The 25175-nt window shown below is 63.2% G+C and carries 22 protein-coding genes; 17 read left to right on the top strand and 5 right to left on the bottom strand.

Going from position 1 to position 25175, the window contains the following annotated elements; genetic code table 11:
- Positions 1 to 417 precede the first annotated feature (417 nt).
- The 4 genes from trfA (FH061_RS01415) (at position 418) to FH061_RS01400 (ending at position 5091) form a co-directional block, all read left to right on the top strand.
- The gene (gene trfA / locus FH061_RS01415; protein WP_192804850.1) at positions 418 to 1356 is read left to right on the top strand and encodes a plasmid replication initiator TrfA; all 939 of its coding nucleotides are present in this window, start codon (positions 418 to 420) and stop codon (positions 1354 to 1356) included.
- 536 nt (positions 1357 to 1892) lie between these two features.
- Positions 1893 to 2720 (top strand): AraC family transcriptional regulator, encoded by an 828-nt coding sequence (locus FH061_RS01410; RefSeq protein WP_151632225.1) that lies wholly within the window; start codon positions 1893 to 1895, stop codon positions 2718 to 2720.
- A gap of 856 nt (positions 2721 to 3576) precedes the next feature.
- Positions 3577 to 4515 (top strand): plasmid replication initiator TrfA, encoded by a 939-nt coding sequence (trfA, locus tag FH061_RS01405; RefSeq protein ID WP_192804849.1) that lies wholly within the window; start codon positions 3577 to 3579, stop codon positions 4513 to 4515.
- A gap of 288 nt (positions 4516 to 4803) precedes the next feature.
- A complete protein-coding gene (locus FH061_RS01400) occupies positions 4804 to 5091 on the top strand; it encodes a PsiF family protein (RefSeq protein WP_151632221.1) in 288 nt (95 codons plus the stop codon).
- Between the two features lie 97 nt (positions 5092 to 5188).
- Here the strand turns inward: FH061_RS01400 and FH061_RS01395 are convergent, their stop codons facing one another.
- A complete protein-coding gene (locus FH061_RS01395) occupies positions 5189 to 5419 on the bottom strand; it encodes a hypothetical protein (RefSeq protein WP_151632219.1) in 231 nt (76 codons plus the stop codon).
- Positions 5420 to 5542: 123 nt separating this feature from the next.
- A complete protein-coding gene (locus tag FH061_RS01390) occupies positions 5543 to 5950 on the bottom strand; it encodes a hypothetical protein (RefSeq protein WP_151632217.1) in 408 nt (135 codons plus the stop codon).
- A 79-nt stretch (positions 5951 to 6029) separates the two neighbouring features.
- Here FH061_RS01390 and FH061_RS01385 point away from each other — a divergent pair, with 79 nt between their 5' ends.
- From FH061_RS01385 to FH061_RS01375, 3 genes are all read left to right on the top strand, one after another.
- Positions 6030 to 6431: an aminoacyl-tRNA synthetase gene (locus FH061_RS01385; protein WP_225984434.1), complete on the top strand. Its 402-nt coding sequence runs from the start codon at positions 6030 to 6032 to the stop codon at positions 6429 to 6431.
- Positions 6432 to 6633: 202 nt separating this feature from the next.
- On the top strand, positions 6634 to 7770 hold the full coding sequence (locus FH061_RS01380; protein ID WP_151632213.1) for a methyltransferase: 1137 nt from the start codon (positions 6634 to 6636) through the stop codon (positions 7768 to 7770).
- A 143-nt stretch (positions 7771 to 7913) separates the two neighbouring features.
- The gene (locus FH061_RS01375; protein WP_151632212.1) at positions 7914 to 9050 is read left to right on the top strand and encodes a sensor histidine kinase; all 1137 of its coding nucleotides are present in this window, start codon (positions 7914 to 7916) and stop codon (positions 9048 to 9050) included.
- 143 nt (positions 9051 to 9193) lie between these two features.
- Here the strand turns inward: FH061_RS01375 and FH061_RS01370 are convergent, their stop codons facing one another.
- Positions 9194 to 11872: a bifunctional acetate--CoA ligase family protein/GNAT family N-acetyltransferase gene (locus tag FH061_RS01370; protein WP_151632210.1), complete on the bottom strand. Its 2679-nt coding sequence runs from the start codon at positions 11870 to 11872 to the stop codon at positions 9194 to 9196.
- Between the two features lie 372 nt (positions 11873 to 12244).
- On the opposite strand from FH061_RS01370, the gene FH061_RS01365 reads away from it, so the two are divergent.
- The 8 genes from FH061_RS01365 (at position 12245) to FH061_RS01330 (ending at position 21341) form a co-directional block, all read left to right on the top strand.
- Positions 12245 to 14395, top strand: coding sequence for a S8 family peptidase (locus FH061_RS01365; RefSeq protein ID WP_192804848.1), 2151 nt, complete (start codon positions 12245 to 12247; stop codon positions 14393 to 14395).
- A gap of 170 nt (positions 14396 to 14565) precedes the next feature.
- Complete coding sequence (locus FH061_RS01360) at positions 14566 to 15807, top strand: GGDEF domain-containing protein (RefSeq protein WP_192804847.1); 1242 nt, start codon at positions 14566 to 14568, stop codon at positions 15805 to 15807.
- Positions 15808 to 15866: 59 nt separating this feature from the next.
- A complete protein-coding gene (locus tag FH061_RS01355; protein WP_151632205.1) occupies positions 15867 to 16271 on the top strand; it encodes a gamma-glutamylcyclotransferase family protein in 405 nt (134 codons plus the stop codon).
- 123 nt (positions 16272 to 16394) lie between these two features.
- Positions 16395 to 18122 (top strand): arginine--tRNA ligase, encoded by a 1728-nt coding sequence (gene argS / locus FH061_RS01350; protein WP_151632203.1) that lies wholly within the window; start codon positions 16395 to 16397, stop codon positions 18120 to 18122.
- Positions 18123 to 18216: 94 nt separating this feature from the next.
- The gene (locus tag FH061_RS01345) at positions 18217 to 18912 is read left to right on the top strand and encodes an SPOR domain-containing protein (RefSeq protein ID WP_151632201.1); all 696 of its coding nucleotides are present in this window, start codon (positions 18217 to 18219) and stop codon (positions 18910 to 18912) included.
- Between the two features lie 57 nt (positions 18913 to 18969).
- Positions 18970 to 19638 (top strand): thiol:disulfide interchange protein DsbA/DsbL, encoded by a 669-nt coding sequence (locus FH061_RS01340; RefSeq protein ID WP_151632199.1) that lies wholly within the window; start codon positions 18970 to 18972, stop codon positions 19636 to 19638.
- A 114-nt stretch (positions 19639 to 19752) separates the two neighbouring features.
- The gene (locus tag FH061_RS01335) at positions 19753 to 20532 is read left to right on the top strand and encodes an SDR family oxidoreductase (protein ID WP_151632197.1); all 780 of its coding nucleotides are present in this window, start codon (positions 19753 to 19755) and stop codon (positions 20530 to 20532) included.
- Positions 20529 to 21341: a helical backbone metal receptor gene (locus tag FH061_RS01330; RefSeq protein WP_151632195.1), complete on the top strand. Its 813-nt coding sequence runs from the start codon at positions 20529 to 20531 to the stop codon at positions 21339 to 21341. Before FH061_RS01335 ends, FH061_RS01330 begins: the two co-directional genes overlap by 4 nt.
- Positions 21342 to 21404: 63 nt before the next feature.
- Here the strand turns inward: FH061_RS01330 and FH061_RS01325 are convergent, their stop codons facing one another.
- The gene (locus tag FH061_RS01325; protein ID WP_192804846.1) at positions 21405 to 21806 is read right to left on the bottom strand and encodes a hypothetical protein; all 402 of its coding nucleotides are present in this window, start codon (positions 21804 to 21806) and stop codon (positions 21405 to 21407) included.
- Positions 21807 to 22050: 244 nt separating this feature from the next.
- On the bottom strand, positions 22051 to 23115 hold the full coding sequence (locus FH061_RS01320; RefSeq protein WP_151632193.1) for an MBL fold metallo-hydrolase: 1065 nt from the start codon (positions 23113 to 23115) through the stop codon (positions 22051 to 22053).
- Positions 23116 to 23384: 269 nt separating this feature from the next.
- On the opposite strand from FH061_RS01320, the gene FH061_RS01315 reads away from it, so the two are divergent.
- Both FH061_RS01315 and FH061_RS01310 read left to right on the top strand, forming a co-directional pair.
- A complete protein-coding gene (locus tag FH061_RS01315) occupies positions 23385 to 23822 on the top strand; it encodes a MerR family transcriptional regulator (protein ID WP_151632191.1) in 438 nt (145 codons plus the stop codon).
- Positions 23823 to 23980: 158 nt separating this feature from the next.
- Positions 23981 to 25165 (top strand): isovaleryl-CoA dehydrogenase, encoded by a 1185-nt coding sequence (locus FH061_RS01310; protein ID WP_151632189.1) that lies wholly within the window; start codon positions 23981 to 23983, stop codon positions 25163 to 25165.
- The last annotated feature ends 10 nt before the right edge of the window (positions 25166 to 25175 follow it).

The raw sequence follows: 25175 nt of genomic DNA, 5'->3' as shown, positions 1-25175 counted from the left end.
TGCCCACGCTCGAACGACGTGCCAAGCGCTGCCGCGCCGGCGCACCACGCTCGAAAGACGTGTCCAGCCGCTCCTAGCCTGCTGTCATCCGCCGCCACGCTCCACAAACGTCACCCCGCAGGCCGAAGCAGGGACTTACTGTGCCTGCACACGTTGTTCAAGCGTGGCCGGCGCCATCGAACACGGCCCGCCATCGCCCGCATGGCCTCGCTCGGACAACGACAGCACTACTGTGTGCCTGTCCAGCCCCCGCCGCCACGCTCGAACAACGATAGATTGCCCACTTATCCACAGAAAACGTTCCCGCCGCCACGCTCGAGATACGTGTTTCAACGCTGCAACGACGTGCCGCCACGCTCAATAAACGATACCGCCCATGGTAACTTGCTCGCTTACAACAACAACGGACCAACCAGCATGCCGGCCACCGGGATCAAGCACAAGCCGCTCAGCGACGCGCTGCAGCGTATCGAGGAAACGCTCGCCGCCAAGCGCAAGAACCCGGCGCGCGCCATGGCCATGACCCAGATGAGCCTCGATGCCGATGAGGAAGCGGTGCGGCGCGATGTCGAGCAGGCCCTCATTGCCCAGCTGCCCCTGTGGGAAAACCAGGTGCGCGGCCTGCCCAATCCGCTGGCGCGCTCGGCGCTGTTCAGCGTGGCGCGGCAGAACGAGCCGCGCCAGCACCTCAAGGAACGGCCGATTACTTCGGTCAAGGGCGTGGAAATCTTCTACACCGGCGAAGAGCTGCGCCAGGACGACGAGGACGTGTTCCTGAACCTGGTGCACCTGGCGCGCAGCCAGCCGCTGGGCCATGAAGTGTCGTTCACGGCCTATTCGATGCTCAAGTCGATGGGCTGGCCGACTTCGGCGCCGTCGTACGAGCGGCTGCGGCTGTGCATCTTGCGGTTGACGGCCAATGCGGTGGAGATTCGCTTCGACGCCGGTTCGGGCAAGCGCGGCTACGGCGGCACGCTGGTGCAGGAGTTCACCTTCAAGGACGAGAGCGACCGGCAGTGGAAGGTGCGGCTGAACCCGAAGCTCATTACCCTGTTCGGCACGGATGCCTATACGCAGCTGGACTGGCGGCAGAGGCTGAAGCTGCGCTCGCCGCTGGCGAAGTGGCTGCATGGTTTTTACTACACGCACCGGGAGCCGTTTGGTTACAAGGTGGAGACGCTCAAGGGCTTGTGCGGATCGTCGGCGCAGCAGCTGTACCACTTTCGCAATGGCTTGAAGAAGGCCTTGGAGCTGCTGGTGGAGCAGGGCTTTCTGAAGTCGTGGAAGATTGATCCGATGACCGATGTGGTGACGGTGGTGCGCAATGCCCGCCCTCAAATCCTGCTCGGTGCCTGATCGGATAATCGCATCAGACAATTTGGTCGCATGGCGACAAAAAACATGGGGCGCCGTGCTGGTGAGTACGGCGCCCGGCTTGCATTGTCCCGGCCTTATACCTGATGACATTCCGAATTCCTCCATTGGGGAAAGGGAGCCTTTCCCAACGGCTGCATTGCACCTGTCATCCATCGCCGCTATGGATTCCTGCTCGGCCAGCTCGCCCTCGCCAGCCGGTGAACATCGTCGGCCGCCACTGTCGGTAATTGGCCTGACATCGACGTAAGCCGGCTACCGTCATCCGCCCGGAGGGAGCCGTGGCGTGGACGGCTTCATGCCGCCTGCAACGTCTTCCAGTCCATCCGATCCTGCCCAGCCTTTGCTGTTGGCCCTCCCTCTCGGCAGCAATGAGTTGCAAAGGCGAGACGATCTGCTTCGGCCAGCGGGCGCCTCCCGGAAACACGCATTCCCACGGAAATAATAGCGGCTACAATGCGATAAAAAAGTTTCCGTAACTCCACTTTTTATTGCTTATCGTCTCTTGGTGAATTGATATGGACAGGCTTGACGCATTGATGGCGCGCTGGGGGTTTTCAACCGAAACGTTCTATAACGGCGAATTCTGCGGTTTCAACACGCTGGGCGAGCAGGAGCAGGTCGGTTTTCTCCATCTCGTTCGGGCCGGCAAGGTCATGCTGCACAATGAAGACGGCCCCCCGGTGCTGATCGACCAGCCTAGCCTTGTGCTGTATGCGCATCCCGGCATCCACAGGCTGGCGGTGCCGCACGGCGCTTCGGTGCAGCTGCTATGCGCACGGGTGCGCTTTCATGGCAATGAGAAGAATGCGCTGGCGCGGGCCTTGCCTGGCTATCTTCAAGTGCCTCTTGCAGAACTGCCGCCGCTCGGCAAGACACTGGAATTGTTGTTCGATGAAGCCGTCTGCAGTGAATTCGGCCAGCAGCTTATTCTTGACCGGCTATGCGACGTGCTGGTCGTGCAGCTGATCCGTCATGCCTTCCGCACGCAACAGATTTCGGAGGCGCGTTTATCCGGCTTATCCGATCCCGCCCTGTCGAAGGCGCTGATGGCCATTCACCGCGATCCCGCCTACCCCTGGACGGTCGACGAGCTTGCGACCGAGTCCGGGATGTCGCGCAGCCGTTTCGCACGCCAGTTCCATCTGGTGGTAGGCAGCACCCCGGCGGATTATCTGACCGAACAGCGGATGGTTCTCGCCCAGCGCCTGCTGCTGAAGCATAAGCCGGTGCAGAACGTCGCCTTCGAAGTCGGATATGGAAGCCAGCCGGCTTTTACCAAGGCATTCACTGCCAAGTTCGGCATGTCGCCTCGGGCATGGCTTGGCGGGCAGCGCGTCGCCTGATATCCATAGCGAGCCATCCCATGCCGCCATGGGAAGAAAAGGATCCGGGTGCGTTGATCCTGAAACCGCCGGACTCGTATCTGAAGCGTTGGGCGCGCCGGATTACAAAGATTAAAAACAGATTAAGCGCCCGAAAATCTCCTGCAAGCCCTTGTTTCTTCAGCGCTTTTCCATAACCCCGCTCGCTCCGAAGACGCCCTTGACACGCTCCACCTACGTGTTCGCCTCGCTCCGCAGACGTCCTTCGCTCGCCCCACCTACGCGCTTCCTCGCTCCGCCTACGCTACCTCTCCACGCTCGAACTACGTGCTTTTTCGCTCTACTCGCCGCCTTTTCGCCCCGCCAACCCGCCTCTGGCCCGCTTTCCACGCTCGACCAACGACATTTCTCTCGGCCCAAGCCCCTTGCCGCCACGCTCCAGCCACGATGACGCCGCATTTGCCCACGCTCGAACGACGTGCCAAGCGCTGCCGCGCCGGCGCACCACGCTCGAAAGACGTGTCCAGCCGCTCCCGGCCTGCTGCCACCCGCCGCCACGCTCCACAAACGTCACCCCGCAGGCCGAAGCAGGGACTTACTGTGCCTGCACACGTTGTTCAAGCGTGGCCGGCGCGATCGAACACGGCCCGCCATCGCCCGCATGGCCTCGCTCGGGCAACGACAGCACTACTGTGTGCCTGTCCAGCCCCCGCCGCCACGCTCGAACGACGATAGATTGCCCACTTATCCACAGAAAACGTTCCCGCCCCCACGCTCGAGATACGTGTTTCAACGCTGCAACGACGTGCCGCCACGCTCAATAAACGATACTGCCCATGGTAACTTGCTCGCTTACAACAACAACGGACCAACCAGCATGCCGGCCACCGGGATCAAGCACAAGCCGCTCAGCGACGCGCTGCAGCGTATCGAGGAAACGCTCGCCGCCAAGCGCAACAGCCCGGCGCGCGCCATGGCCATGACCCAGATGAGCCTCGATGCCGATGAGGAAGCGGTGCGGCGCGATGTCGAGCAGGCCCTCATTGCCCAGCTGCCCCTGTGGGAAAACCAGGTGCGCGGCCTGCCCAATCCGCTGGCGCGCTCGGCGCTGTTCAGCGTGGCGCGCCAGAACGAGCCGCGCCAGCACCTCAAGGAACGGCCGATTACTTCGGTCAAGGGCGTGGAAATCTTCTATACCGGCGAAGAGCTGCGCCAGGACGACGAGGACGTGTTCCTGAACCTGGTGCACCTGGCGCGCAGCCAGCCGCTGGGCCATGAAGTGTCGTTCACGGCCTATTCGATGCTCAAGTCGATGGGCTGGCCGACCTCGGCGCCGTCGTACGAGCGGCTGCGGCTGTGCATCTTGCGGTTGACGGCCAACGCAGTGGAGATCCGCTTCGATGCCGGTTCGGGCAAGCGCGGCTACGGCGGCACGCTGGTGCAGGAGTTCACCTTCAAGGACGAGAGCGACCGGCAGTGGAAGGTGCGGCTGAACCCGAAGCTCATTACCCTGTTCGGCACGGATGCCTATACGCAGCTGGACTGGCGGCAGAGACTGAAGCTGCGCTCGCCGCTGGCGAAGTGGCTGCATGGTTTTTACTACACGCACCGGGAGCCGTTTGGTTACAAGGTGGAGACGCTCAAGGGCTTGTGCGGATCGTCGGCGCAGCAGCTGTACCACTTTCGCAATGGTTTGAAGAAGGCCTTGGAGCTGCTGGTGGAGCAGGGCTTTCTGAAGTCGTGGAAGATTGATCCGATGACCGATGTGGTGACGGTGGTGCGCAATGCCCGCCCTCAGATCCTGCTCGGTGCCTAACCTTCCTCAGTTAGCAGGATCGTCGGATTCCTCTGAAATGTTGGCAGCGTCCTGAGTCGACAGCGCTATTCCGGCGATCGGCCTATCGTATTTCGAGCGCGGTGAAAATCACGCTCTGCATGCCGCGCCCTGTATGCCTTCTTCATGGTCGCAGCGCCGGTTTTTGCATCATCAACTCAATCCAGGTCAAATCTCTGCAAGCCATGATGTAGGAATGGCCAGGGAAATGTGCTGTAATAAATTTGACTCATGTAGTCACCTATTCAAATACAGCCCCTGGAGAACAAGATGAAGACAATCGCTGGTGCACTGGTGCTTGCGTTACCCATGCTTTTCCATTCCGCCTTCGCTGCGACCGAGCAGCAAAACAAGATGGCGACCTGTAACAAGGAAGCTGCGGACAAGAAAGGCGATGAGCGCAAGGCCTTCATGAAGGAATGCCTGAGCAACAAGCCGAAGGTCAGCGAAGCGCAGAAGGCGCAGCAGGACAAGATGAAGAGCTGCAATGCGGATGCCAAGGGCAAGACCGGCGACGACCGCAAGAAATTCATGAGCGAGTGCCTGAAGAAAGGCTGAGCACAAACTCCGGCCTGAACAGGCCGGCGCCTTGCTGTTCGTACTCACCCGGGATTGATGGCCTGGGTGAACATGCCTGGTGCCGGCGTATTCGCGCTTATTCCGCCGAGAATTCCGCTGCGGCCTTTGCCGTCCACAATGCCTTGTCGTAGCTGTCGAACGGCGCATCGTAGCTATCCGTCTCGCCGTCGGCACCAACGAAGTAAGTCCACCAGCCGGCGTTTTCCCGGACAATGGCTATATCGCCTTTCCTGCAATGGTCGACGATGCGCTCATCGTGTGCCAGCGTCACGATCTTGATACCTCGGTGATGAATCACGGTCGACATGATTTCTCCATTCGAACAGCAAGGCCGGAGCCTGGCTCCAGGCACGCCCGGGTTGCCGGATGGGCGGGCCGGGCAGTCTTCCAGTCTTGCTGTTGTAACTGAATTGAAGACCTTGTAGTTAACTCAATCAATGACCGTTGATTTCGCGCAGCGTTCACCGAAACAGCGGCTGAAACGGCTGCTGTTGCGGGATTTCCGGAAGTTGTCGCCATGACATGCGCCCCGAGGCTTGGATAAATGGCAATGTCGATGTAATATCGCGTTACAAAAATCCACCTCAGGAAGGTTGGGAGACACAAAAGCCCGCACGGATGCTCGTGCGGGCTTTTCTTTTGGCGGCGGCGTTTCAGGCCGATATGCCATGCAGATATAAATTTTGGCTATACCGGATATCACGACAATAAAGCGGACAGCAGGCATCCCGGACGATATAGTGGCACCTGTCTCCTCCAACTCTCCTAGAATTGGATTGGCCCGCTGCCGAAAGGTCTGCGGGCTTTTTTTTGGCCGATTGTCCTTGTTGTTCCCCATTTCGTACCGCCACCGTGGTGAACCCGCCGTGCCAAAGACATCTAACTCCATGTTGGAGACATGGAGACCGATCATGCGTATGAGCGACGAAGAATATTTCCGCAGTTGCGTGGCCAAGGAGCGTCATCTGGCGCAACTGCTGGGACACGAGGTCGAAGAGTTCTATGAAAGCGCCGGCGTCCTGTGGGAAGGCACCACCGCCATGCCGCAATGGACCCGCGACTGGGCTGCCTGCGGCCCGCTGATTGCGTGCTACAACATTCCCATCAGCTACGGCAGCCAGGGCGACGACGCCATGCCGGACACGGTCATCGCCGGCCCCATCATCGCTCACTACAGCGACCATCCCTCTGTCGACAGGGCGCTGATGTATGCAATCGTCAAGGCCGTGATTTCCCTGCTTGAACACGACAAGGCGCATCGCTATCCGCATCGCTTTCCCTTGCCCGGACGTTCGCAGCCCGCGCCTTCACACCGATAACGGCAATCCGGAAAACCGGCAGGCGCAATACGGAGACGCCCGCGGCCAGGCGTAGAATGGCGGCTTTCGCCTTCCTTTTCCGAACGGACCGCCGCATGCCTCGCCGTAAGCCACGCTTCACATGCCGACTTAAGTCCCGTCTTGAGTTCAGCTTTGATTCCTTTACCCGTGTCCTCTTCTTTCCCAGCATGAAAGCCCGTTCATGAGCGAGCATCCGGTTCTTCAATGGCAAGAGGCTGGCAGCGAACAAATGGCCCGCTGGCGTTCCGAGGCCGGAGTGCCGCCGCCCAGGCGCATCATGGTGGCAGATGACCGTATGAATGCCGATACGGCTTACCGGCTTGCCTGCGAAGGCACGGCCCTGCTGTGGCGCGGCGACTTCCAGAATGCCCGCCAGCTGCTGCAGGCGCTGGCACGGCGCGTCGACCGCAAGCCGAAAAAGCCGAAGCCGCCTGCAGCCTCGCCGAAGGAAGCCTTTCACCAGCATCGCCAGGCGCAGGCCCAGCGCGCCCGCATCCTCGGCATGCTGCTGCTGCCTTTCGAGGCGGGACATGCCGTGCCGCTGCGGCGCGCACCCGATGTCAGGCAGGCCTGCGAAGAAGCCTATGGGTCGGCAGCGGAAGCCTATGTGGCATCGCTGCGGGAATTGCTCGGACTGATCGGCGCCCATGAATGGCACAAGAAGGGCGTGGAGATTCCCGCGCTCGGCGCGCGCATCCATCCCTGCTACGGCGTGTTTTCTCCGGTGCGCGGCGAATATGTCGATCTTGTCGCGAAGGCGCCACTGCCTGCCGGAGCGGACAGGCTGGCCTTCGATATCGGCACCGGCACCGGCATTCTGGCCGCCGTGCTCGCCAGGCGGGGCGTGGCCAATGTCGTGGCGACCGACCAGGACCCGCGCGCCCTGGCCTGCGCCCGCGACAACATCGAGCGTCTCGGCTATGCCGGCCAGGTCGAACTGCTGCAGGCCGATCTCTTTCCGCCGGGCCGCGCGCCGCTGGTGATTTGCAATCCGCCATGGGTGCCGGCGCGCCCAAGCTCCCCGGTCGAGCATGCGGTGTATGACCCCGAAAGCCGCATGCTGCGGGGATTCCTTGACGGCCTTGCCGCTCATCTTGCGCCAGGCGGCGAGGGCTGGCTGATCCTGTCCGATTTCGCGGAGCATCTGGAACTGCGGACCCGCGCCCAACTGCTTGAGTGGGTGGAGACGGCCGGACTCAAGGTGCTTGCGAAGATGGATATCCGTCCAAGACACCCCAAGGTCATGGATGCCGATGATCCCCTGCATCAGGCGCGTGCAGCGGAAGTGACCTCGTTATGGCGGCTCGCCGCACTCTGACCGTGAGGTTTTGACGATCCGCCTGCTTGAGAGCGTAAAAGCAATTTTCCATTTCCATGCAGCAATCCGCCTGCAGCAGGTAAAATGGCGGCCGTGGAACGCTTGACCGTTCTCAAAGTCAATGGCCCTGCGATGGAGGCGCGGTGAAATTATCGACGTTCATCAATGACAATATGGATTGCATAGTTGCCGAGTGGGAGGCGTTTGCCGCCACTCTGGCACCGGATGCGGATGCGCACGGCGTAGGCTTGCGCGAGCATTCGCGCGACATTTTGCAAGCCATCATTGCCGACATCGAAACGCCGCGGCCCCGTCTTCGTCCGCAGGCGCCGTCGGCCGATGGCCCCGCCAGCCTGCTCGACGGTCACGAGACGGCCGCCGCCACCTACGGTGCGATGCGCCACCATGCCGGATTCGACCTGGACCACCTGAGTGCGGAATTCCTGGCCCTGCGCGCCAGCGTGATCCGCCTGTGGATGGAGTCCGGCCCCGAACTCGATGCGCTCGCCTTCGACCAGACGCTGCATTTCAACGATGCCATCGACCGGTCGCTTTCGGAAGCCCTTGCCCGCTATGCCCGGGAAGTGGAGCGCTCGCGCGACATGTTCCTGGCGATTCTGGGCCATGACCTGCGCACCCCCCTGGGCGCCATCATGATGACCAGCCAGTATCTGACCACGCCAGGTGTGCCGAAACAGAAGCAGGATGACGCCGTCATGCGGCTGTGGCGCAGCGCCGCGGCGATGAGCGCCATGATCAAGGATCTGCTCGAATTCACTCGCAGCCGCCTTGGCAGGGGCGTGCCGGTAGCGCCGGCGGATGCCGATGTGGGGACGGTATGCCAGGCGGCGCTCGAAGAGACGCGCATTGCCTATCCCCGCCATGAGATCCTGGTCGAAACCGCGGGCGACCTGCGCGCGGTGATCGACGGCGAGCGCGTGCGCCAGGTGGTGATGAACCTGCTGAGCAACGCTGCCCGCTACGGCGGCAGGGAAGCGCCAATCATCGTCGCCGCGCAGGGCGAACCCGATTGCGTCGTCATCGAAGTGCGCAACCGCGGCCCGGTGATTCCGGAGGATGTCCTGCGGGTCATCTTCAACCCGCTGGTGCATGTGGGATCCGACGACGGCAACCATTCCATGCCGCCGGCCAATCTGGGTCTGGGCCTGTTCATCGCACGCGAAATCGTGACGGCGCACGGCGGCGAAATCACGGCGGTCTCCAACGATGCCGACGGCACGGTGTTCCGCATCGTCCTGCCGAGAACATCCGCTGCCTGAATCCGGCTCTGCGTTTCCTGCTGCGCTCTGGAGCGGATTGCAGGAGAATGTGCGGAAGCTTCAGCCTGCCCTGGGTGCATCGCGGCGTTGTTCGTCGCCGGCGTGGCCCGCCGCACGGCGCTTATCAACTGATCAAACACTGCCTACAGCGAGCGCACGCAGAGGCGGAAATCCATGTCCTCCTCATAGCGCCGCACCTCGAAACCGAGGCTGCGCATCAGCTTGAGCATCGGCACGTTGTTCGACAGCACCAGCCCTTCGATCCGTTCCAGCCCCTTGCTGCGCGCCACATCCATGATGGCCATCATCATGCGCGAGCCGATGCCCTGGCCGCTGAATTCGTCGGACACCGCCAGCGAGAATTCGCAGCTGGACAGATCGGGATTGGTCACATAGCGCGATACCGCGATGATGCGGTCGGTGTCGCGGAATCCGCCTTGCTCGTCCGGCGTGCGTTCGCGGTGAACCGCCACCAGCGCCATTTCGCGGTCGTAATCGATCAGGGTGAAACGCGCCAGCATGCGCAGCGACAGTTCGCGCATGGTGGAGACGAAGCGCATGTAGCGGCTTTCCGGCGAGAGCCGGCGCACGAAGTCCTGCAGCATTTCGGCATCGTTCGGATGCACCGGCCGCATGGTGTAATGGCCGCCGCCGCGCAGCGGCCATTCCTCCTCGCGATCGGACGGATAGGGCAGGATGGCCAGGTGCGGATAATCGCCGCCGCCGCGCGGCGCATGGTCGACCACCACGCGCGCATCGACTGCCAGCGCGCCGGCGGCGTCGACGATCACCGGATTGATATCCATCGCCTTGAGCTGCGGCAGCGCGCAGACCATTTCCGATACCCGCAGCAGCATCTGTTCCAGCGCCTGGCGGTCGGCTGGCGGCGCGCCGCGCCAATTGCCCAGCGTCTCGGCGGAACGGGCCCGGTCGATCAGCCGCTGCGCAAGGAATTCATTGAGCGGCGGCAGCTCGATGGCGCGGTCGGCGATGAGTTCGATCATGGTGCCGCCGGCGCCGAACGAGATCACGGGGCCGAACGGCTCATCCGTGTTGACGCCGATATAGAGCTCCCGGCCGCGCGGCTTGCCGGACATGTTCTGGATCGTCACGCCGTTGATGCGGGCATCCGGCCGCAGGCGCTTGACGGTGGCCATCATGTCGTTCCAGGTGTCGCGCACGGCCGCCGCATTCTGCAAGTTGAGCGCGACGCCTTGCACATCGGATTTGTGCGACACATCGGGCGAGTCGATCTTCAGCGCCACCGGGTAGCCGAGCTGGTTGGCGATCAGGATGGCTTCGCTCGCCGAGCGGGCGAGGATGGTCTTGGTGACCGGAATATGAAAGGCGGCCAGCAGGGCCTTCGATTCCATCTCGGTCAGCACCTTGCGCCGTTCGGCCAGCACGCTTTCGACCAGGATGCGCGCGCCTTCCAGGTCGGGCTTGGCCAGCGGCGACAGCGGCGGCGGCGTCTGCTGCAGCAGCTGCTGGTTCTGGTGGAAGGAAGCGATGTTGCTGAAGGCGTCGACCGCCGCTTCCGGGGTGCGGTAGGTCGGGATGGCGGCGCGGCTGAGGATGGTGCGGGCTTCGGCGGCGCGCTCGTCGCCCATCCAGCAGGTCACCAGCGGCTTGACCAGCGAAGGATAGAGATCGGCCAGCGCCTGCGCTACCGCGGTGGTGTCGAGATCCGGCTTCGGCGAGAGGATGACCAGGATGCCGTCGATGCCCTTGCCGTTCGCGCAGGCGCTGACGGCGGCGTGATAATGCTGCGCGGCGGCTTCCTCGCCGAGGTCGATCACGCTTTGCAGGTTGGCCAGCGGCGACAGCTGCGGCGCCAGTGCCGACGCTTCCGCGTCGGACAGCATGCCCAGCTCCAGGCCGAGTTCGTTGGTCCAGTCGGCGGCCAGCACGCCGGGACCGCCGCCGTTGCTGATCACCGCCAGCCGCTTGCCGACCGGCAGATTGCGCGCCAGCAGGCCCTTGGCGGCGGTGAACAGCTGCACGAAGCTGCGCACGCGCACGGCGCCCGCGCGCTGCAGGGCGGCGTCGAAGACATCGTCGCTGCCGACGATGGCGCCGGAATGGGTGAGGGCGGCGCTGGAGCCGGCCGGCTTGCGGCCGGCCTTGAGCACGAACACCGGCTTGACGTTGGCCGCCGCGCGCAGCGCGCTCATGAAGCGGCGCGCGTTGCAGATGCCTTCGAGATACACCACCACGCTTTGGGTGCGTCGGTCCTGCGCCAGGAAATCCAGCACTTCAGCGACATCGAGGGAAGTATGCGCACCGAGTGAAACCACCGTCGAAAAGCCCACGCCATTCTTCACCGCCCAATCCAGAATCGACGAGCCGAGCGCGCCGGACTGCGACACCAGCGCCAGCGAGCCGGTGCGCGCAAGCGGCCCGAGCGCGCTGGCATTCAGATTGAGCTGGGGGCGCTGGAATCCCATGGAATTCGGGCCGAGCAGATGAATGCCATGCTGCTTCGCAATGGACTGCAGCCGCTGTGCGAGCGACGAATCGACGCCGCTGGAAACGATCAGTGCCGTCTTGCTGCGGATGCGGGCGGCGACTTCCAGCGCGGCCGCAAGTTGATCGTTCGGCAACGCGATGATGGCCAGATCCGATTGCGACTGGGCAAGGTCGCTCAGCGTCCCGCTCATGCCGACATCAAGGTAGATGACCCGTCCGGTGAACTCGGCGGCCTGTAGCTGCGCCCTGATCAGCCTGCCGTACGAGGTCTGGCTGCCGGGCACGTTGTCGTCGCCAGCGAAGACGACGATGGCATTCGGCGTGAAAAGCGGTGACAGATAATGTTTTTCCATACGCGAAAGCCCGGGTGGGGTTGATCAGGACAGCAATCGGAACTGCAGTTGGAACAGCAAGCGGGACAGCAGACAAGACAACATTGACCAGGCTGGCGTTCGCACAATGCCTTGCGCCGGCGAGATGCGTCAAAGCGATGCCAATGTGTCTACTGCATTTGACATCCTGTTGCTGGCAGGCGACTTCTCTTCATTTCCTTCAATGCAATACGTAGGCAGCACGGGGCTTCCGATGCAGAATGGAAACATGCTGTCTGTATCTTAACGGAAATGTCCCATTCGCCTGCCTTCTTGTCGAGCCTGATCTCGATCGCTGTCTGCTCCGCTTGTGCCATGTGGACGGCGCCCGCCCGCTCGGATGCCTTTTCCGAAATGTCACTGCCGCTGTCGCCCGCGGCGAGCGCCATGGAGATCGAGCGCGGAACCTCCTTCTATCTCGGCCGCATCCGCGCCGATACCGCCTATGTCCGCGGGCTGAGCGGCGCCGGCGTGACGATAGGCACGCTGGATACCGGGATCAGCAGCGCACACCGGGAGTTCCTGCAGCCGGGCAAGCTGCTTCCCGGCCTGAATGCGGTGACTGCCGGTACCGACGTCACCGACCGCAACGGGCATGGTTCGCATGTGGCGGGCATCATCGCCGGCGCCCGCGACGGCCGCGGCAATGCAGGCGTTGCCTTTGGCGCGACGCTGCTGCCCATCAAGATCTTCCTGGACAGCGGCAGCGGCAACACGCTGGCGCTCGATGCCGGCCTGCGCCACGCGATCGGCAAGGCGGCCATCGTCAACCTCAGCATCGGCGCAGCGGGCCCCTTCGATCCGCGCGCCATGCAGCAGGCGGTGAAGAGCGGACTGCTGATCGTCGCGGCGGCCGGCAACGACGGCGCCCCGGCCGCCAACTGGCCGGCGCGTTTTGCCAGGGAAGCCTGGGCCAACAACCAGATCATCGCCGTGGGCGCGGTGGATGGCACCAACCGCATCGCCTCCTTTTCCAACCGCGCCGGCGACACCGCCGCCTGGTTCCTGGTCGCGCCCGGCGTCGGCGTGGTGTCCGCCTACCGCAACGACCAGTATGCGACCATGAGCGGCACCTCGATGGCCGCGCCCATGGTCAGCGGCGCGGCGGCGCTGCTGATGCAGATGTGGCCCAGGCTGCGCGCCGACCAGGTGGCGACCATCCTGCTGGTTACCGCCACCGATCTCGGGGCGCCGGGAATCGACCCGATCTACGGCCGCGGCCTGCTTAATATCGCCAAGGCATTGCAGCCGGTCGGCGCGCTGACGACCACCACCTATAACGGCAAGACCATTCACGTGCTCAACGGGACGATGCAGCCGTCGGCAGCCACCAGCGCCATCTGGAGCCTCGCCGCATCCGGCCAGTTGCGCGCGGTCGGCAGGGATGATTTCCAGCGTGACTTCGGCATCGACCTCGGCAGGAGCGTCGCACGCAGCACCGCCTTGTCGCTTACCCAGGTGATCCGCGGCATGGAAAGGCGCATGGAAGTGGCCGAGCGGGTCTTCGCCGATGATGTCGAAATGGCGTTCGCCCGTGAATCATGGATCGTTGCTGGCAACCATGGCAACCATGGCAACCAGAGCGGCATCGCGCAGTACGACGCACTGCGTTCCCGCCTTGCCGCGTTTTCGCTGCAGGCGCGCAGCGGCAGCGGCATGCAGACTTCCTTCGCGCTCGGCAGTTTCGCCGGCCAGGAATTCGGCGCCCAGGGCTTCAAGCTGGCGCCGGACCTGTCGCTGTCGCAGGTCGCCGGCCTGTCCAATCCTTATCTGTCCCTGCTGCCCGGCACCAGTCATCTGGCCGTCGCGCGCGAACTCGGCGGCTACCGGATCCGGGCTGGACTGGTGGCTTCGGGAGCCCGGGATCCGCTGGCCTCATCCGACATCTACCTGCCGGCTTCCTCATCGCTGCCGAAGGCGAAATCGGGCATCTTTGAAGTGTCGCGATCCTTTGACGGGGCTTCCTTGTCGCTGTCGCTGCTGCAGACGCGGGAAAGCAATGCCTACCTCGGCTCTTATTCGAGCGGCGCGCTGTCGATCGCCAACCGCGCGGCCACCCATTCGCTGCAGCTCGCCGGCGCCGTGCTGCTCATGCCGCAGCTCGCGCTGGCCGGGCAGGCCGCCTACGGCATCACTCCCGGGCTCAGCAGCGACAGCCTGGTTGCCGGCGTGACCACCTTGCGCACCAATGCCTTTTCGCTGGCGCTGGTAGCCGCCGACCGCCTCCGGACGGGAGACCGGCTGAGCCTGGCCGTATCGCAGCCGATGCGCACCTATGCCGGCCAGCTCACGATGGATGTGCTGTCGAATGAACAGGCGCGCGACAGGCTGGTCTTTTCGATGGCGCCGGCCGGCAGGGAGGTGCGCGGGGAGCTGAATTATCAGGCGCCGCTGGGGCCGCTGTCATCGATGGGCGTGAGCATGATGCTGCGCCGCGAACCCAACAATATCGCCGATGCCGCGCTCGACAAGCTGCTGGCGCTGCGCTACGCGACGCGCTTCTGATGCCGCCGTTCTGGACCAGATGACAAGGATGGCGAGGACATGGGCTCGCGCCGCCCGGCGCGACGCGCTCGCATTCCCGTTGCCGCGCGCACCGAATGTTCCGGTTTACTGGACGCAGGCGCATGGCGGCGCTAAGCTCGACATGTCGCATTTCCGAGGCGCATGAGCCCATGTCACGCGAGACCTCACCGCAAGACCTGACAGCACCCCAATCCACCACGACCACTTCGTTCTGGGGGCGCAGCGGCACATTTCCCGTTGAAATCGAGGCGTCGTACCAGGCCGAGATGGACAGGCTGCGCGAAAACCGCATGACACGGACCGGACTGGCCGGAGCCTTCCTGTATGCCGCGTTTGCCATCAGCGACCGCAGCATGGTGCCCGATGTCTACCAGCAAGCCTGGAAAATCCGCTTCCTGATCGTGATCCCGCTGATGCTGCTGTGCAGCTTCGCCCTCTACCGGCTGAAGACGCCGCTGATGCGCGAATCGCTGCTGTCGGTGACCCTGATGATTACCGGCGCCAGCCTGTCCTGGATCGCCGCGCTCAGCCACCATCCCAATGCCGTGCATTACCACACCGGCGTGACGCTCATTGTCCTGTTCGGCAATATCGTGCTCAACCAGCGCTTCCGCAGCGCGGTCGTCACCTCCGTCGGACTGGTCGGCCTGTACGGCGTCAGCCTGATGCAGGTGGCCGGCATGTCCGGCGAAGTCCGGTTCAACAACTGGATGTTCTGCTTCGCGGCGGTGGTTATCAGCCTGATCGCCAACTTCCGCATGGACCAGGACCAGCGCCGCGCCTATCTCGCCCGCCTGCGCGAGCAGCAGCGCAACGAGGAACTGAGCGATGCGGTGGAATTGCTCGGCAAGCTGTCGGCCGAGGATGCCCTGACCCGGCTCGCCAACCGCCGCGAATTCGACCGCCGGCTCGGCATAGAATGGAACCGTGCGCGGCGCGACGGCCATGCATTGAGCCTGGTGCTGATCGACGTCGATTGCTTCAAGAATTACAACGACCACTACGGCCATCCGGCCGGCGACGCCTGCCTGCAAAAGGTGGCGGAGGCATTGCAGTCGGTGGTGCGGCGCTCCGCCGACCTGGCCGCCCGCTTCGGCGGCGAGGAATTTGTCGTCCTGCTGCCGGCCACCGAGGCCGATGCCGCCGCGGCGCTGGCCGAGCACATGCGCCAGGCGGTGGCCGACCTGCAGATTCCGCATGCCGCATCGCGGGCGGCGGCGGGCGTTACCGTTAGCCTGGGCGTTGCCTCGCTGCGCCCGGATGACGCATGCCAGCCGTCCGACCTGGTGGCCGCCGCCGACGCCGCGCTCTACCGCGCCAAGGAACTGGGGCGCAACCGGGTGGCCGCCGCGCAGCAGCAACACTCGGCACCGACTGTGGCGACGCAATGAATCGCGCAATGCGGCTATCATTGCCGGTTTCCAATCGAAGCTGATTCCGGGGTTGTCCGATGTCCGCACATGTATTCACTTATGGTTCCCTGATGTTTCCCCAAGTCTGGCAGCGCGTGGTGCGCGGCGACTACCGGAGTGCGCCGGCCGTGCTGGACGGGCATGCGCGTTTCGCCTTGGCCGGCGAAACCTATCCCGGCACCATCGTCCGCTCCGGCGCCAGCGTGGCCGGCATCGTCTACTTTGACGTGTCCGATGCCGATGTCGCCGCGCTCGACGCCTTCGAAGGCAGCGAATACCGGCGGGACCGGGTGCGGGTCAGGCTGGACTCCGGCGAACTAGCCGATGCACAAACCTACCTCTACCTGCTGCCGCAAAAGTTGTCTGAATCGCCATGGCTGCCGGAGGAATTCCAGATGCAGCGCTTTCTCGGCACTTATTGCCGCGACCGGCTGGGCGAGTAGGCTGGCCCGGCGGATCCCGCCGCCGCAGCCCTCCATCCGGCGCGAACCCGCATTAACGAGCCGGTATAATGCCGGCTGTCCCCAATTCAAAGCACGGCCCTTGCGCCGAATGCCATTTTTCCCATGCTCGCTTCGCAAAAACAACAGATCATTGACTTGTTCCAGGCCGCCCTCGCGCCCATCGTCGCCGGAACCGAACTGAAACCGACCGTCGTGCTCGAGCGTCCGCGCGATCCGGCGCACGGCGACATCGCCTGCAATATCGCGATGCAGCTGGCCAAGCCGCTGAAGAAGAATCCGCGCGAACTGGCGCGGGCCATCGTCGCCGCGGTGCTGGCCGACAAGGGCGCGCTGATCGAAAGCGCCGACATCGCCGGACCGGGTTTCATCAACCTGCGCGTGGCGGCCGCCGCCAAGCAGGCGGTGGTGCAGGCCGTGATCGACCAGGCCGGCAATTTCGGCAGGTCCGAAGCCGGCGCCGGCAAGAAGGTGATGGTGGAATTCGTGTCCGCCAACCCGACCGGTCCGCTGCATGTCGGCCACGGCCGCCAGGGCGCGCTCGGCGATGCCATGGCTTCGCTGCTGGCGACCCAGGGCTACGACGTCAGCCGCGAGTTCTACTACAACGATGCCGGCGTCCAGATCGGCAATCTCGCGCTGTCGGTGCAGGCGCGCGCCAGAGGTTTCAAGCCGGGCGAAGAGGGCTGGCCCGAGGCCGCTTACAACGGTGATTACATCGCCGACATCGCCGCCGACTTCCTGCAGAAGAAAACGGTTTCCGCCAGCGACGGCGCGCCCGTGACCGCCAGCGGCGACGTCGAGGATATCGAGTCGATCCGCAAATTCGCCGTCACCTACCTGCGCCATGAACAGGATCTCGACCTGCAGGCTTTCGGCGTGAAGTTCGACAACTATTACCTCGAATCCTCGCTGTACACCGAAGGCAAGGTGGCCGCGGCCGTCGACGCGCTGGTGAAGGCGGGCAAGACCTACGAGCAGGATGGCGCGCTCTGGCTGCGCACCACCGAATACGGCGACGACAAGGACCGCGTGATGAAGAAGTCCGACGGCACCTACACCTACTTCGTGCCGGATGTCGCCTACCACATCACCAAGTGGCAGCGCGGCTTTGCCAAGGTCATCAATGTGCAGGGCAGCGATCACCACGGCACCATCGCCCGCGTGCGCGCCGGCCTGCAGGCCGTCAATCTCGGCATTCCGGAAGGCTATCCGGATTACGTGCTGCACAAGATGGTCACCGTGATGAAAAACGGCGAGGAAGTGAAGATTTCCAAGCGCGCCGGTTCCTACGTGACCGTGCGCGACCTGATCGAATGGTCGGCCGGCGATGCCGTCGACGAGAACGGCGAGCGCGACCTCACCCGCGGTCGCGACGCGGTGCGCTTCTTCCTCATCTCGCGCAAGGCCGATACCGAATTCACCTTCGATGTCGATCTGGCGCTGTCGCAATCGGACGAGAACCCGGTGTACTACGTGCAGTACGCGCATGCGCGCATCTGCTCGGTGCTCGCGCAATGGGGCGGCGACGAATCCACGCTGACCAATGTGGATCTTTCGCCACTGACTTCGCCGCGCGAAGCCGCGCTTCTCGCCAAGCTGGCCGAATATCCGGAGATGCTGCAAAAAGCCCTCGACGAACTCGGTCCGCATCAGGTAGCGTTCTATTTGCGCGACCTGGCCGGCGAGCTGCACAGCTACTACAACGCCGAACGCGTGCTGGTCGACGATGCCGCCACCCGGACGGCCCGCCTGACCTTGCTGCGCGCCACCCGCCAGGTCCTGCGCAATGGCTTGGCGCTGATCGGCGTATCGGCGCCCTCTAGGATGTAAGAATCTGTTCAAGTGCTTGCGCGTCCATTTCCGCGGACGTAGGGTGGCGCGCAGGAACATCGGACGGACCGGATTGGAAGTGGATTGAGGAAGTATGCATAACTACAACAGGCAGCAGGGCGGCACGGTACTGGGCATCATCGTCGGCCTGATCATCGGCCTTGGCATTGCGCTGGGGGTGGCCATGATGATCACCAAGACCCCGATGCCTTTCACCGACAAGATGGGCCGGCCCAAGCAGGCCGATCAGAATGCCCAGGTGAGCGACCCGAACAAGCCGCTGTACGGCAAGCAGGCGAAGAAGCCGGTGGAAGAGGCGGCGAAGGAGCCGGCTCCGCCCAATACCGCCGTGCCGCAGCCTACCGAGAAGAAGCAGGAAGTCAGGGTGGATCCGAAGCTTGATGCCAAGCCGGCGGCGAAGGTTGCGCAGGAAAGCAAGGCGCCCATTGTCGAGCAGTCGGCCAAGCTTGGCACGGCGGAAAAGCCGAAGAAGTCCGAGAACGATACCCGCGCCGACGTGAAGGCGGAAGCCAAGGCCGAAGCTCAGGATGAAAAGTGGAGTTATTATCTGCAGGCGGGCGCTTTCCGCGAGCAGAACGATGCGGAAAACATCCGCGCCAAGCTGGCCCTGCTGGGCGTCGAGGCCAGGATTTCGGAACGCCAGGCCGATACCGGCGTGCTGTACCGGGTGCGCGTGGGCCCGTTCAACCAGATGGATTCGATGAACAAGGTGCGCGGCAAGCTGTCCGACAACGGCGTCGATGCGGCGGTCGTGCGCATCGCGAAATAGACCAACATCAAAAGCTGATCGAACCAGATCAAAGCTATTAAAAGTAAAAGGAAGCATATGCGTTTTCTGAAACATGTCCTGGCTGCATTGAGCATCTCTCTGATGGCTGTCGCCGGCGCCCAGGCTGCGCCCGATAATCCCCAGAACGGCGTCGATTACCGCACGCTGGAGAAGGCACAGCAGACCGACTCCGGCAAGAAGGTCGAAGTGACCGAATTCTTCTGGTATTCCTGCCCGCATTGCCATGCTCTGGAAAATGACCTGGTGGCCTGGGTGAAGAAGCAGGGCGACAACATCAACTTCAAGCGCGTTCCGGTGGCCTTCCGCGAATCCATGGTGCCGCAACAGAAGCTGTATTACACGCTGGAAGCGATGGGCAAGCTGGAGGAACTGCATGGCAAGGTGTTCAACACCATCCACGTGCAGAAGAAGCGCACCGATACCGATGCGGAAATCACCGACTTTGCCGTGAAGAACGGCCTCGACAAGGCGAAATTCCTCGAGGTCTACAACTCCTTCGGCATCCAGAGCAAGGTCAAGCGCGCCGCGCAACTGGCGCAGGCGTACCAGATCGACGGCGTGCCGCTGCTTGCCATCGACGGCCGCTACCTGACTTCGCCCTCCATCGTCGCCGCCGGCATTGGCAACAAGCCGGAACCGGTGCTGCATGCCGCCACGCTGCAGGTTGCGGACTGGCTGGTGAACAAGAGCAAGCAGGGCAAGTAATACCTGCCATCCTGATTTGCCAAAGTCCGTCACTCGCAAGAGGGCGGACTTTTTTCATGGCAATCCGCTTTTTTACGGCTCTCATTCTCCACTACACCTGACATGCATGCCGACATGAAACGCGTTTTCATCACCGGGGCCTCCAGCGGACTGGGCGCCGCACTGGCAAGGCGCTACGCGGAACAGGGGGCAACGCTGGGCCTGGTGGCCCGGCGCGGCGACCTGCTGCAGCAGCTGGCGGCCGACCTGCCGCATCCGGAGCGCCATCGCCTCTACGCGCTGGATGTCAACGACCATGCCGCGCTGCACGCCGCCGCGCAGGACTTCATCGGCAGCCGCGGCGGCGTCGACATCGTCATTGCCAATGCCGGCATCTCGCAGGGCACGCTGACCGAGCATGCGGAAGACCTGGAAGTTTTCGAACGCATCTTCGCCACCAATGTGACGGCCACCGTCGCCACCTTCGCGCCTTTCGTGGCGACAATGAAGCGGCAGGCCGCCGCCGGCAGCCGTGTCTGCCGGCTGGTCGGCATCGCCAGTGTTGCGGGTATCCGCGGCCTGCCCGGGGCCGGCGCCTACAGCGCATCGAAGTCGGCGGTGATCAGCTATTGCGAATCGCTGCGCGTGGAACTGCGCGGCAGCGGCGTCAAGGTGGTGACCATCGCCCCCGGTTACATCGATACGCCAATGACCCGCGTCAACCGCTATCCGATGCCTTTTCTGATGCCGGCATCCGCCTTTGCGGAACGGGCGGTGCGCGCCATCGAGGCCGGCGCCAGCTATTGCGTCATCCCCTGGCAGATGGGCGTGGTGGCGAAGCTGCTGCGGCTGTTGCCGAACTGGCTGTACGATGCGGTTTTCGCCAAGGCGCCGCACAAGGAGCGCAAGCCATGACTTACATCGATTCCATCGGGCAGGAGCATCCGGCGCTCGCCGCCGGCGAGGCTGCGCGTATCGTTTCGCTGGTGCCGTCCGTCACCGAACTGCTATGCGATCTCGGCCTCGCGAGCATGCTGGCGGGCCGTACCGGTTTCTGCATTCATCCCGCGGACATCGTGCGCGCCATTCCCAAGGTGGGCGGCACCAAGGATGTGAATCTGGACAAGATACGCCGCCTCGCGCCCACTCACCTGGTGGTCAATATCGACGAGAATGAAAAGCCCACCGTCGATGCGCTGGCGCAGTTCATTCCGCATGTAATCGTCACGCATCCGCTTGCGCCGCGCGACAATCCTGCGCTGTACCGCCTGCTCGGCGGCATCTTCGGCGTCCCGGCGCAGGCCGAACGGCTATGTACCGAATTCGAGCGGGAATACGCGGCGCTGCGGGCCGCCCCGAAGGCACCGGCGCAGACCGTGCTGTACTGCATCTGGAAGGATCCGTGGATGACGGTGTCGCGCGACACCTATATCGCCCGCATGCTGGAGGAAATCGGCTGGCGGCACTGGGTATCGGATGCGCCGGCCGGAGCGGCGGGCGGCGCGGCGCGCTACCCGCGCTTCGACTGGTCGGACCGGCTGGTCGGGAACATCGATGCGGTACTGCTGTCGAGCGAGCCCTACCGCTTCACCGAAGAGCATGTCGACGCCTTGGAAAGGCAGATCGGCAAGCCGGTGCAACTGGTCGATGGCGAAATGATGTCCTGGTACGGCAGTCGCGCCATCGCCGGGCTGCGTTATCTGCGCGGGCTCGCGGGCGGTTGAGCCAGGCGGGCGTCGCAACGCCGGAGATGGTCTTGCCGGGTATCGGTGATACGGCTTGCCGGCTTATTTTTCCCGGTTCATCCTGACCAGCATGCGGATAAATTCGCGGGCGAGCGCCTGATGATGCTTGTCGAGCCGCTGCAGATCGGTCAGCAGTTTGACATCGGTGGATTCGAAGCGTGAAGTGGAAGCGCCGGATTCCGAAGCGGCCTGATCTTCACCGCCGAAACGCAGCCATTCCGTTGATACGCCCAGCCACTGGGCGAGGGTGCGCAGCTTTTCCTGGGTGGGAATCGCTTCGCCGACCAGCCATTTGCGAGCGGCATGCACCGTAATCGGCCGGCCTTCGAAACGGACATTGAATTCCCGCGCCAGCTGCGTCGGGCTGTCGGCAGAGTATTCCGCGTTGCGCAGCGCCTTCTGGAGGCGCTCGCTAAAGCCTTCTCGTTCTATAGTTGGATTCATGACCGCGCACTATTCCATGTCGGAGCTTAACAGTCAGTCTATCGGCGACAGGAACTTCTTGTGACGAAATATGTAAAGAGAAGGTAACACAGTCTTTACCAAGTAAACTGGCGCGATGAATAATATAAATTCGACTTCTGCGGAAAAGGTCGAATCTAGCTCAACAATTGCGCGGAAAAATTCGATTTCACAGAAAATAAAGGCCGGCGCATCGGCCGGGCCTGGTATGTAGACTTGGGGCCTTTCAAGCAGTCCGGAATCGGATCACGCCGCCCTGATCCGTCTCCCTCACCAGTACGCCGTCATGCCAGAGCTTGTTCAGGTGGGCCAGCGCTTCGCCGAGCGCAAAGCTCATCTGGTGGGTGTCGAGCGGGCGCCGGAACATGATCGGGACGATGTCGGCCGCCGTCTGCGGGCTGGCGCAGGCTTCCACGACTTCCGCCAGCCGGTCGCGATGATGGTCGTTGAGCTGGCCGATGCGGATATGCAGGCCGCGGAAGGGCTTGCCGTGGGACGGGAGCACCAGCGTATCGGCCGGCAGGTGGGCGAATTTCTTCAGCGAATCAAGGTACATCTGCACCGCGTTGGATTCGGGCTCGACCGCGAACACGGACACATTGGTGGAGATGCGCGGCAGCACCATGTCGCCGGAAATCAGCAGGTTCAGTCCGGCGCAGTAAAGCGACGCATGTTCCGGCGAATGGCCGAAGCCGGTGATTACCTGCCAGTCATGGGCGCCGATGCGGAAGACCTGGTTGTCGTAGATGCGGTGATAGGCTTCCGGCATCGACGGCACCATGGTCGAGTAATAGCTCTTGCGGCCCTCGACCTTTTCCCTCATCGACGCTTCGCTCAGCCCGTGGCGCACGAAGTGGGGCAGCGCGGCCACGCCGTCGACGCCGGGCAGCGATGCCGACATCATGCGGGCGAATCCGTACTCGCCGGTCGTCATCCACAGCCGTACGTTCCAGCGCTTGCAGAGCCAGTCGGCCAGGCCGACATGGTCGGGATGGCAATGGGTGACGATGACCCGCAGCACCGGCAGTCCGCCCAGCGCGCTGGCGAACACCGACTCCCAGGCATCGCGGGTAGCGTCGCTGCTGATGCCGCAGTCGACGATGGTCCAGCCGCCTTCGCCTTCCTTGTCCGGGCCGGGACCATCCCGCAGCAGCCAGAGATTGATGTGGTCGAGCGCGAAGGGCAGGCCGGCGCGCAGCCAGAACACGCCGGGCGCGACTTCCATGACCGATCCGGACGGCGGCAGCTGATCGCCGAACGCATACTCGAGTTGGGATTCCAGGGGATTCATGACGGAGCTCCAGGGAAAACAGGTTGAATGCGGGGCGGCGCAATCGTCGCGGTTATCGCAGCGATGGCGGTAACCGCGACAGTTACGGCAATTACGGCGATTACGGCGATTACGGCGATTGCAACACTCGCCGCGGCACGTGGTCCTTGCCGGTTCACTTTTACCGCGGCCGCGCTACAATAGGACTTTACGTTAACGTAAACTGCAGTTGCCTTTCAGTGATTCTAAACACATTCGTTTTTCGCTGCTGACAATCCCGGAATTCCCTCATGCCAACCTATACCATCACCGAGCTTGCCCGCGAATTCGACATCACGCCCCGCGCCATCCGCTTCTATGAAGACCAGGGCCTGCTCAGTCCCAAGCGCGAGGGTGCGGGCGGGCGCACCCGGGTCTACAGCGCCGGCGAACGCACCCGGCTCAAGCTCACCCTGCGCGGCAAGCGCCTGGGCCTGAGCCTCTCGGAAATCAAGGCGCTGGTCGACATGTACGAATCGCCGAAAGACACCGCGCCGCAGCTCAAGCGCTTCCTGGCGGTGCTGTCCCAGCACCGGGAAACCCTGGAGCGGCAGCGCGAGGATATCGAGGTCACCCTGGCCGAGATCGCCGCGCATGAAGAGGAGTGCAGGCGGCTGCTGTCCGGCGAAAAGCCGCTGAAGGCGACCGAGAAGAAAGCGGCGGCGCGCAAGCTAAAGGACGCCGCCTGATACCCGTCAAAATCGTAGTTCTACGGTATCTGCTTTACGTTTACGTAAACGTCATTTTGGCGGTATGATGCGCAGCATCGCGCCAGAAGTTTGGACCAGTATTTTCAGTATTTTTGGTAAGTATTCCGATTGCATAACTCCTATAAACCGAGGACGACATGATCCACTTGCCCGGCTTGACCTTTGACCATGGCGAAGACATCGCCGCGCTGCGCGAAACCGTGCAGCAATTCGCGCAGGCGGAAATCGCGCCGCGCGCCGCCGAAATCGACCGCACCGACCAGTTCCCGATGGACCTGTGGAAGAAAATGGGCGAGCTCGGCCTGCTCGGCATCACCGTCAGCGAAGAATACGGCGGCACCGACATGGGCTATCTCGCCCACATCGTGGCGATGGAGGAAATTTCCCGCGCCTCGGCGTCGGTCGGCCTGTCCTACGGCGCCCATTCCAACCTGTGCGTCAACCAGATCAAGCGCAACGGCACCGAAGAGCAGAAACAGAAATACCTGCCCAAGCTGATTTCCGGCGAGCATGTCGGCGCGCTGGCGATGTCCGAGCCGAACGCCGGCTCCGACGTGGTCAGCATGAAGCTGCGCGCCGACTGGAAGGGCGACCGCTGGGTATTGAACGGCACCAAGATGTGGATCACCAACGGCCCGGATGCCGACACCCTGGTGGTCTATGCGAAGAACGACATCGAAGCCGGCCCGCGCGGCATGACCGCCTTCCTGATCGAGAAGGGCTTCAAGGGCTTCTCGATTGCGCAGAAGCTCGACAAGCTCGGCATGCGCGGCTCGCACACCGGCGAACTGGTGTTCCAGGATTGCGAAGTGCCGGCGGAAAACGTGCTCGGCGGCCTCGGCAAGGGCGTCAACGTGCTGATGTCGGGCCTCGACTTCGAGCGCACCGTGCTGTCCGGCGGGCCGCTGGGCATCATGCAGGCTTGCATGGACGCGGTGGTGCCCTACATCCACGAGCGCAAGCAGTTCGGCCAGCCGATCGGCGAATTCCAGCTGATGCAGGGCAAGGTCGCCGACATGTATTCCACCATGATGGCCTGCAAGGCCTATGTCTATGCGGTCGGCCAGGCCTGCGACCGGGCGAAGAATCCGGAAGCGGTGCGGGCGCTGCGCAAGGATGCGGCCGGCGCCATCCTGTACTCCGCCGAAAAGGCGACCTGGATGGCGGGCGAGGCGATCCAGACGCTGGGCGGCAACGGCTACATCAATGAATACCCGGTCGGCCGCCTGTGGCGCGACGCCAAGCTGTACGAGATCGGCGCGGGAACGAGCGAAATCCGCCGCATGCTGATCGGCCGCGAGCTGTTCGCCGAGACCAGGTAATGCAAACATG

It is taken from the genome of Noviherbaspirillum aerium (assembly GCF_008929045.1).
GTDB classification, from domain to species: Bacteria; Pseudomonadota; Gammaproteobacteria; order Burkholderiales; family Burkholderiaceae_D; genus Noviherbaspirillum; species Noviherbaspirillum aerium.
This window is presented reverse-complemented; position numbering and strand designations above follow the sequence as displayed.

Bases quoted from the DNA above. Each gene is read 5' to 3' on its own strand.
- trfA (WP_192804850.1), top strand. From the start codon at position 418: ATGCCGGCCACCGGGATCAAGCACAAGCCGCTCAGCGACGCGCTGCAG.
- FH061_RS01410 (WP_151632225.1), top strand. From the start codon at position 1,893: ATGGACAGGCTTGACGCATTGATGGCGCGCTGGGGGTTTTCAACCGAA.
- trfA (WP_192804849.1), top strand. From the start codon at position 3,577: ATGCCGGCCACCGGGATCAAGCACAAGCCGCTCAGCGACGCGCTGCAG.
- FH061_RS01400 (WP_151632221.1), top strand. From the start codon at position 4,804: ATGAAGACAATCGCTGGTGCACTGGTGCTTGCGTTACCCATGCTTTTC.
- FH061_RS01395 (WP_151632219.1), bottom strand. From the start codon at position 5,419: ATGTCGACCGTGATTCATCACCGAGGTATCAAGATCGTGACGCTGGCA.
- FH061_RS01390 (WP_151632217.1), bottom strand. From the start codon at position 5,950: ATGGGGAACAACAAGGACAATCGGCCAAAAAAAAGCCCGCAGACCTTT.
- FH061_RS01385 (WP_225984434.1), top strand. From the start codon at position 6,030: ATGAGCGACGAAGAATATTTCCGCAGTTGCGTGGCCAAGGAGCGTCAT.
- FH061_RS01380 (WP_151632213.1), top strand. From the start codon at position 6,634: ATGAGCGAGCATCCGGTTCTTCAATGGCAAGAGGCTGGCAGCGAACAA.
- FH061_RS01370 (WP_151632210.1), bottom strand. From the start codon at position 11,872: ATGGAAAAACATTATCTGTCACCGCTTTTCACGCCGAATGCCATCGTC.
- FH061_RS01365 (WP_192804848.1), top strand. From the start codon at position 12,245: ATGTCACTGCCGCTGTCGCCCGCGGCGAGCGCCATGGAGATCGAGCGC.
- FH061_RS01360 (WP_192804847.1), top strand. From the start codon at position 14,566: ATGTCACGCGAGACCTCACCGCAAGACCTGACAGCACCCCAATCCACC.
- FH061_RS01355 (WP_151632205.1), top strand. From the start codon at position 15,867: ATGTCCGCACATGTATTCACTTATGGTTCCCTGATGTTTCCCCAAGTC.
- argS (WP_151632203.1), top strand. From the start codon at position 16,395: ATGCTCGCTTCGCAAAAACAACAGATCATTGACTTGTTCCAGGCCGCC.
- FH061_RS01345 (WP_151632201.1), top strand. From the start codon at position 18,217: ATGCATAACTACAACAGGCAGCAGGGCGGCACGGTACTGGGCATCATC.
- FH061_RS01340 (WP_151632199.1), top strand. From the start codon at position 18,970: ATGCGTTTTCTGAAACATGTCCTGGCTGCATTGAGCATCTCTCTGATG.
- FH061_RS01335 (WP_151632197.1), top strand. From the start codon at position 19,753: ATGAAACGCGTTTTCATCACCGGGGCCTCCAGCGGACTGGGCGCCGCA.
- FH061_RS01330 (WP_151632195.1), top strand. From the start codon at position 20,529: ATGACTTACATCGATTCCATCGGGCAGGAGCATCCGGCGCTCGCCGCC.
- FH061_RS01325 (WP_192804846.1), bottom strand. From the start codon at position 21,806: ATGAATCCAACTATAGAACGAGAAGGCTTTAGCGAGCGCCTCCAGAAG.
- FH061_RS01320 (WP_151632193.1), bottom strand. From the start codon at position 23,115: ATGAATCCCCTGGAATCCCAACTCGAGTATGCGTTCGGCGATCAGCTG.
- FH061_RS01315 (WP_151632191.1), top strand. From the start codon at position 23,385: ATGCCAACCTATACCATCACCGAGCTTGCCCGCGAATTCGACATCACG.
- FH061_RS01310 (WP_151632189.1), top strand. From the start codon at position 23,981: ATGATCCACTTGCCCGGCTTGACCTTTGACCATGGCGAAGACATCGCC.